Source organism: Micromonospora sp. NPDC048169, assembly GCF_040652815.1.
Taxonomy (GTDB): Bacteria; Actinomycetota; Actinomycetes; order Mycobacteriales; family Micromonosporaceae; genus Micromonospora.
Map to the genome: position 1 here is coordinate 95,268 of NZ_JBEZMS010000022.1, position 6,713 is coordinate 101,980.

The 6,713-nt window shown below is 72.5% G+C and carries 8 protein-coding genes; 4 read left to right on the forward strand and 4 right to left on the reverse strand.

Features of this window, described 5'->3' with window-relative positions:
- The first annotated feature begins 6 nt into the window (after nucleotides 1–6).
- Both AB0D28_RS19750 and AB0D28_RS19755 read left to right on the forward strand, forming a co-directional pair.
- A complete protein-coding gene (locus AB0D28_RS19750; RefSeq protein ID WP_357387637.1) occupies nucleotides 7–759 on the forward strand; it encodes a beta-phosphoglucomutase family hydrolase in 753 nt (250 codons plus the stop codon).
- A complete protein-coding gene (locus AB0D28_RS19755; protein ID WP_357387639.1) occupies nucleotides 756–3,128 on the forward strand; it encodes a glycoside hydrolase family 65 protein in 2,373 nt (790 codons plus the stop codon). Before AB0D28_RS19750 ends, AB0D28_RS19755 begins: the two co-directional genes overlap by 4 nt.
- Before the next feature lie 42 nt (nucleotides 3,129–3,170).
- Here AB0D28_RS19755 and AB0D28_RS19760 read toward each other — a convergent pair whose 3' ends face one another.
- The 3 genes from AB0D28_RS19760 to AB0D28_RS19770 form a co-directional block, all read right to left on the reverse strand.
- Nucleotides 3,171–3,350 carry a hypothetical protein gene (locus AB0D28_RS19760; RefSeq protein ID WP_357387641.1) on the reverse strand — a complete coding sequence of 60 codons (180 nt, stop codon included), beginning with the start codon at nucleotides 3,348–3,350 and terminating at the stop codon, nucleotides 3,171–3,173.
- 82 nt (nucleotides 3,351–3,432) lie between these two features.
- Nucleotides 3,433–3,780 carry a thioredoxin domain-containing protein gene (locus AB0D28_RS19765; RefSeq protein ID WP_357387643.1) on the reverse strand — a complete coding sequence of 116 codons (348 nt, stop codon included), beginning with the start codon at nucleotides 3,778–3,780 and terminating at the stop codon, nucleotides 3,433–3,435.
- Nucleotides 3,750–4,142: a MerR family transcriptional regulator gene (locus tag AB0D28_RS19770; protein WP_357387645.1), complete on the reverse strand. Its 393-nt coding sequence runs from the start codon at nucleotides 4,140–4,142 to the stop codon at nucleotides 3,750–3,752. The genes AB0D28_RS19765 and AB0D28_RS19770 overlap by 31 nt, the downstream gene beginning before the upstream one ends.
- A gap of 180 nt (nucleotides 4,143–4,322) precedes the next feature.
- Between AB0D28_RS19770 and AB0D28_RS19775 the strand changes: the two genes are divergently transcribed.
- Nucleotides 4,323–4,976 carry a dienelactone hydrolase family protein gene (locus AB0D28_RS19775; protein WP_357387647.1) on the forward strand — a complete coding sequence of 218 codons (654 nt, stop codon included), beginning with the start codon at nucleotides 4,323–4,325 and terminating at the stop codon, nucleotides 4,974–4,976.
- A 92-nt stretch (nucleotides 4,977–5,068) separates the two neighbouring features.
- On the opposite strand, the gene AB0D28_RS19780 is transcribed toward AB0D28_RS19775, so the two are convergent.
- Entirely contained in the window at nucleotides 5,069–6,220 is a 1,152-nt protein-coding gene (locus tag AB0D28_RS19780) for an AI-2E family transporter (protein WP_357387649.1), read from the reverse strand.
- Between the two features lie 130 nt (nucleotides 6,221–6,350).
- Between AB0D28_RS19780 and AB0D28_RS19785 the strand changes: the two genes are divergently transcribed.
- On the forward strand, nucleotides 6,351–6,533 hold the full coding sequence (locus tag AB0D28_RS19785; RefSeq protein WP_357387651.1) for an antitoxin: 183 nt from the start codon (nucleotides 6,351–6,353) through the stop codon (nucleotides 6,531–6,533).
- The last annotated feature ends 180 nt before the right edge of the window (nucleotides 6,534–6,713 follow it).

Consider the following 6,713-nt stretch of genomic DNA (forward strand, 5'->3'; position numbering starts at 1 on the left):
CAAGCGATGCTGGGCCTCCCCGCGCACGTGAGCGCGTGTCTCTTCGATCTGGACGGTGTGCTGACGCAGACCGCCAAGGTGCACAACGCCGCCTGGGCGGAGACGTTCGACGCGTATCTGCGGCGCCGGTCGGCGGAAACCGGCGAGCCGTTCCACCCGTTCGACAGCGGACCGGACTACAACCGGTACGTGGACGGCAGACCGCGCGCCGACGGGGTGCGCACATTCCTGGCCTCGCGCGGCATCACCCTGCCCGAGGGGTCACCCGACGACCCACCCGAGGCGGACACCGTCAACGGTCTCGGTAACCGTAAGAACGTCGTGCTGCTCCAGCGGATCGAGCACAACGGCGTCGAGGCGTACGAGGGCTCGGTGCGCTACCTGGAGGCGGCCACCGCGGCCGGGCTGCGCCGCGCTGTCGTCTCGGCCAGCGCCAACTGCGCCGCCGTGGTGCACGCCGCCGGGCTGGACCACTGGCTGGAGGCGCGGGTGGACGGCGTGGTCGCCCGCGCGAACGGGCTGCGCGGCAAACCGGACCCGGACACGTTCCTGGAAGGCGCCCGGCTGCTCGGCGTCGAACCGGCCCAGGCCGCCGTCTTCGAGGACGCCCTCGCCGGGGTGGCCGCCGGACGGGCCGGCGGATTCGGGTACGTGGTCGGCGTCGACCGGGTCGGCCAGGCCGGCGAACTGCTCGCGCACGGCGCCGACGTGGTGGTCACCGACCTCGCCGAACTGCTCGCCGCGGAGCCGGCCGCGTGATCCGGGAACGGGCGTACCCGGTCGAGCCCTGGCACGTCCGGGAGATGCGGCTCGACATGGACGTGCTGGCCCAGTCCGAGTCGGTGTTCGCGCTCTCCAACGGGCACATCGGGCTGCGTGGCAACCTCGACGAGGGCGAGCCGCACGGGCTGCCCGGCACCTACCTGAACTCGTTCTACGAGCTGCGCCCGCTGCCGTACGCGGAAGCCGGCTTCGGGTTCCCCGAGTCCGGGCAGACCATCGTCAACGTCACGAACGGCAAGCTGATCCGGCTGCTCGTGGACGACGAACCGCTCGACGTGCGCTACGGCGAACTCCTCGCCCACGAGCGGGTCCTCGACCTGCGCGCCGGCACGCTCCAGCGGGACCTGCACTGGCGTTCCCCGGCCGGGCGCGAGGTGAAGGTCCGCACCACCCGGCTGGTGTCGTTCACCCAGCGCTCGGTGGCCGCCATCCACTACGAGGTCGAGCCGGTCGACGGGCCGCTGCGGCTGATCCTCCAGTCCGAGCTGGTCGCCAACGAGTCGCTGCCACCGCAGAGCCGCGACCCCCGGGTGGCCGCCGTGCTGGAATCGCCGTTGCAGGCCGAGGAGGAGCTGACCACCGACGACGGCGGGCAGCTCATCCACCGCACCAAGGTCAGTGGGCTGCGGGTCGCCGCCGCGATGGGCCACGACGTGGACGGGCCCGAACGCACCACGATCGAGAGCGAGGGGTACGAGGACTGGGTCCGCACCACCATCGGCTGCGTGCTCAAGCCCGGCCAGACGCTCCGGGTGGTCAAGTACCTCACGTACGGCTGGTCCAGCCGCCGGTCCCTCCCGGCGCTGCGCGACCAGGTCGGCGCGGCACTGGCCGCGGCCCGGCTCGACGGCTGGGACGGGCTGCGCCGGGCCCAGCGCGAATACCTGGACGCGTTCTGGGACGCCGCCGACGTGCGCGTCGAGGGCGACCCCGAGGTGCAGCAGGCCGTCCGGTTCGGTCTCTTCCACGTCCTCCAGGCCGGCGCCCGCGCGGAACGGCGGCCCATCTCGGCCAAGGGCCTCACCGGCCCGGGGTACGACGGCCACGCGTTCTGGGACACCGAGATGTTCGTGCTGCCGGTGCTCACGTACACCCAGCCGGGCGCCGTGCGCGACGCGTTGCAGTGGCGGTACGACACGCTGGCCCAGGCGCAGGAACGCGCCCGCACACTGAACCTCGCCGGGGCGGCCTTCCCGTGGCGAACCATCGAAGGGCCGGAGTCGTCGGCGTACTGGCCGGCCGGGACCGCCGCGTTCCACATCGCCGCCGACGTCGCCGACGCGCTGCGCCGCTACGTGCTGGTGACCGGCGACGAGGCGCTGGAACGGGACATCGGCCTGGAACTGCTCGTCGAGACCGCCCGGCTGTGGCGCTCACTCGGCCACCACGACCGCGCCGGACGGTTCCACATCGACGGCGTGACCGGCCCGGACGAGTACACGGCGGTGAAGAACGACAACGTCTACACCAACCTGATGGCGCAGCGGAACCTGCTGACCGCGGCGGACTGCGCGATGCGCTACCGGGACCAGGCGCTCGACCTCGGCGTCACCGAGGAGGAGGCCGCCGCCTGGCGGGACGCCGCGAACGACATGCACATCCCGTACGACGCGGAGACCGACGTCCACGAGCAGGTGGAGGGGTTCACCCGCTTCCAGGAGTGGGACTTCGAGCACACGCCGCCGGAGAAGTACCCGCTGCTGCTGCACTACCCGTACTTCGACCTCTACCGCAAGCAGGTCGTCAAGCAGGCCGACCTGGTGCTCGCCATGCACTGGCGGGGCGACGCGTTCAGCGCCGCCGAGAAGCTGCGCAACTTCGTCTACTACGAGCGGCGCACCGTACGCGACTCGTCGCTGAGCGCCTGCACCCAGGCGGTGCTGGCGGCCGAGGTCGGCTACCTCGAACTGGCCCACCGCTATCTGCGCGAGGCCGCGCTGATGGACCTGCACGACCTCAACGAGAACACCCGCGACGGCGTGCACATGGCGTCCCTGGCCGGTGCCTGGATCGCGCTCGTGGCCGGCTTCGGCGGGCTGCGTGACCACGACGGGACGCTCTCCTTCGCACCCCGGCTCTCCAGCCGCCTCAGCCGCCTGGAGTTCTCACTCCAGTGGCACGGGATGCGGCTGCGCGTCGACGTCCGGCCGCACCAGACGACGTACTCGCTGCGCAACGGCGGGCCGGACACCGTCGTGGAGTTGCGGCACCACGGCGAGCCGTTGCGGGTCACCTCCGCGCAGCCGGTCACCGTGCCGGTGCCCCCGGCACACCCGAAGGGGCCGCAGCCGGAGCAGCCGCAGGGCCGCGCGCCGCTGATGCACCTGCCCGAACGCATGGACTGAGCGGCCCCGCCCCCAGGGGCGGGACCGCTCGGTAGGCGTACCTCAGAACTGGCGGCCGTTCGACGGACGCCCGCCGGCGTCGCGCGGCGCCGTGGCCCGCGGGTCGTCGGCGGTACGCGCCGTCGCGGCGCGGTCGGCCCAGTCCGGCGAGCCGTTGCGTTCCTGCTCGCGGCGTTCCTGGTCGGTGCGTTCCTGTTCCCGGGACCTGTCCTGTTTCGCCATGACGATCCTCGCGATCGGTCGGGGTCCGTGGTCACCCCGCGCGTTCCCGCCCGGCGGCGTCTCAACCGTCCCGGTCGAGGGCTCAGCCGTCCAGGTGCTGGGCGAAGCTGCGGCGCAGGTGGTCCTTGGGGCGGGAGCCGACGATCGAGCCGACCACCTCGCCGCGCCGGAACACCAGCATGGTCGGCGCGGACATGATCCGGTGGTCGCGCGTGGTGGCGGGGTTCTCGTCCGTGTTGACGGCCACGAAGCGCAGCGCGTCGCCGAACTCCTCGGCCAGCTCGGCCAGGTGCTTCGACACCACCCGGCACGGTGGGCACCATTCGGCCCAGAAGTCCACCACGACCGGCCGGTCGGCGGCCAGCACTGTGGCCGCGAAGGTCTCGTCGGTGACCGCCGTCAGCCGTTCGGTCCCCGTGTCCTGAGGCATGTTTCCTCCCGTTGGATGATCGCGTGGGCGAGCTGGTCGTGCAGCCGGCGGCGGACGTCGCCGAGCCGGTCGAGGTAGTCGTCCACCTCGGCGAGCTTGCGCCGCAGCACCGCCACCGAATCGGGGCAGACGTCACCGGAGTCGTTCCCGGCGCGCAGGCAGGCGACGAACGGGCGGATGTCGTCCAGACCGAAGCCGATCGCCAGCAGGGACCGGATCTCGCGGACGACGCGTAGTTCCGCCTCGTCGTAGACCCGGTATCCGTTGGCGGACCGGTGCGGACGGACCAGTCCGTGTGCCTCGTAGTAGCGCAGGGTGCGGGTGCTCGTACCGGCCCGCCGCGCCAGCTCCCCGATCCGCATCCGCCGCCCCCGTCCCTCTCTGCCGATTGACGCTAAACCTTGCCGCCGACGTCAACGCAACCCTTCACGCGGGGGTGATCATGAGGTTGGCGGGGTGAGGAAGCGCTTTCTGGGCCGTCAACTTCATGATCGTCGGGGTGGGGGGTATACGCGGGGAGAGCGGGAGGGGCGGTGAAGGGGATGCGTGAGGTTTCGGTTCCTGTGGTTGCGGGCGGGCTCGTGGGGGACGTGGTGGTGCCGGCGAGGGCCGGTGGGGTGGTGTTGTTCGCGCACGGCAGCGGCAGCTCGCGGCACAGCCCGCGCAACATGGCAGTCGGGCGCGCGCTCAACGAGCGCGGGCTCGGCACGATGCTGGTCGACCTGCTGACCGCCGACGAGGAGGCCCGGGACGAGGTCACCGCCGAGCTGCGCTTCGACATCGGCATGCTGGCCGAGCGCCTGGCCGGGATCGTCGACTGGATGGGCGCCGACCCGGAGCTGGGACGGCTCCCGATCGGGCTGTTCGGCGCCAGCACCGGTGCCGCCGCCGCCCTGGTCGCCGCCGCGGCCCGGCCGGACCGGGTGGGCGCGGTGGTCTCCCGGGGCGGGCGGCCGGATCTGGCCGGCAGCTCCCTGACTGCGGTACGCGCACCGACGCTGCTGCTCGTCGGCGGCCTGGACGAGCAGGTGATCGTGCTCAACGAGCAGGCCCGGGACGCGCTGGGCGAGCTCGCCGAGCTGCGCATCGTGCCCGGTGCCACGCACCTGTTCGAGGAGCCCGGCACGCTGGAGCAGGTGGCCGACCAGGCCGGCACCTGGTTCACCACCCACCTGCGCCAGCCGCACCCCGCCTGACCAGCCCGCGTGGAGCGGTCCCGGCGGCCCGCACCACGTGTCGGCAGTCAGCCGGCGCCGGGTGGCTGTCCGATCGTGCCAGCCGTCAGCCGTCAGCCCGCGGCTTCGGCGGCTCGGCCGGGATCGGCGGCCGGGCCGGGTGCGTCGTTCCCGCTCCGCTCGGCGGCGCGGTGCCGCTGCACGGTGTCCAGCACACGCCAGAGCACCGCCGCGATCGGCACCGACACGAACGCACCGGCGACCCCGGCGACCAGCGTGCCGGCGGTGACCACCACCAGGATGACCGCCGGATGAAGCTGCACCTGCCGCCGCATCACCAGGGGTTCGAGCAGGTTGCCCTCGATCTGCTGGACGGCGATCACGGCGGCAAGCGTGAGCAGTGCGGTGGTCGGGCCGTTCGCGGCGAGCGCGACGAGCACCGCCACCGCACCGGCCACCGTGGCACCGATGATCGGCACGAAGCCGCCGAGGAACGTGATCAGGGCGAGCGGCAGGGCCAGCGGGACACGCAACACCACAAGCGCCAGCCCGATGCCGATGGCGTCGATGGCCGCGATGATCATCGTGCCCCGGCTGTACGCGCCGAGCGTACGCCAGCCCGCCCGTCCCGCCTCGGCGGTCAGTTCCCGGCGCGGGCCGGTCAGCCGGCGCAGCACCCAGCGCCACATCGAACGGCCGTCCTTGAGCAGGAAGAACAGCAGCACCAGGGCGAGCAGCACCGCACCCGCGACTTCGGCGACCTTGCGCGCCCCGGCGACCGGGTCGGGTGCGCCGCTGCTCAGGCCCTGCCGGATCTGCTCGACGAGCCGGTCGAGCTGCTGGTCGGTTACCGGCAGGCTCGACGTGACGAAGTCCCGGGTGCGCTGCAACCCCTCGTCGAGTTGCTGGCTCAACTCGCTGAACTGGCTCGCGGTGAGGTTCCAGACCAGGACACCGGCGCCGCCCAGAATGCCGAGCAGCAGCAGGATGCTCAGCAGCGCAGCGAGCCCGGCCGGCACCCGCAGCCGGCGCAGGCGTACCAGCACCGGGTCGAGCAGCGCGGCGAGGAAGAGCGTGCCGGCCAGCGCCACGGCGAGCGGCGCGAGCAGCACGGCGATCTGCCCGAGCAGCCACAGCCCGGCCGTCACGACCAGGAGGCAGGCGCTCCAGGTGACAGCCGTGCGTACCGGCCAGGGAAGTCCGGCCCACGTCTGTCGCGGTCCGGCGGTCGGTGCCCGCCCGGGTATACCAGCGTCGTCGTCCACGTCGCCCTCCTCGATCGTGGCCGTTGGTACCCGACAGGGATCGATCCGACACCAGGGCGGTAACCACCCACCCGGTGTTTGTGCCCCCGGCCTCAGGGAAGGCATTCAACGTATCGAAGGGAGATCGGACATGAGCAACTTCATGGACAAGGCCAAGGACTTCGCGGACAAGCATGACAAGCAGGTCGACCAGGGGATCGAGAAGGCGGGCGACGCCGCCGACAAGCGCAGCGGCGGCAAGTACGACGCGCAGATCGACAAGGGCGTCGACATGGCGCAGCAGCGCACCGGCGAAGGCGACACCGGTCGCTGACGTACGCCCGCTTCGGCGCCGGAACACGACGGCGGCCACGCCCCCGGATGGGGAGCGTGGCCGCCGCGGCGTGGGGGGGGGCCCCCCCCCGGGGGACCCCCCCCGCCGGCCGAAGGGCGGGGCGGGACGGGGTCGCCCCCGCCGCCGGCAAAGTGCGCGCCCGCGCCAAAAACAAACAAA

Bases quoted from the DNA above. Each gene is read 5' to 3' on its own strand.
- AB0D28_RS19750 (WP_357387637.1), top strand. From the start codon at position 7: ATGCTGGGCCTCCCCGCGCACGTGAGCGCGTGTCTCTTCGATCTGGAC.
- AB0D28_RS19760 (WP_357387641.1), bottom strand. From the start codon at position 3,350: ATGGCGAAACAGGACAGGTCCCGGGAACAGGAACGCACCGACCAGGAA.
- AB0D28_RS19765 (WP_357387643.1), bottom strand. From the start codon at position 3,780: ATGCCTCAGGACACGGGGACCGAACGGCTGACGGCGGTCACCGACGAG.
- AB0D28_RS19770 (WP_357387645.1), bottom strand. From the start codon at position 4,142: ATGCGGATCGGGGAGCTGGCGCGGCGGGCCGGTACGAGCACCCGCACC.
- AB0D28_RS19775 (WP_357387647.1), top strand. From the start codon at position 4,323: ATGCGTGAGGTTTCGGTTCCTGTGGTTGCGGGCGGGCTCGTGGGGGAC.
- AB0D28_RS19785 (WP_357387651.1), top strand. From the start codon at position 6,351: ATGAGCAACTTCATGGACAAGGCCAAGGACTTCGCGGACAAGCATGAC.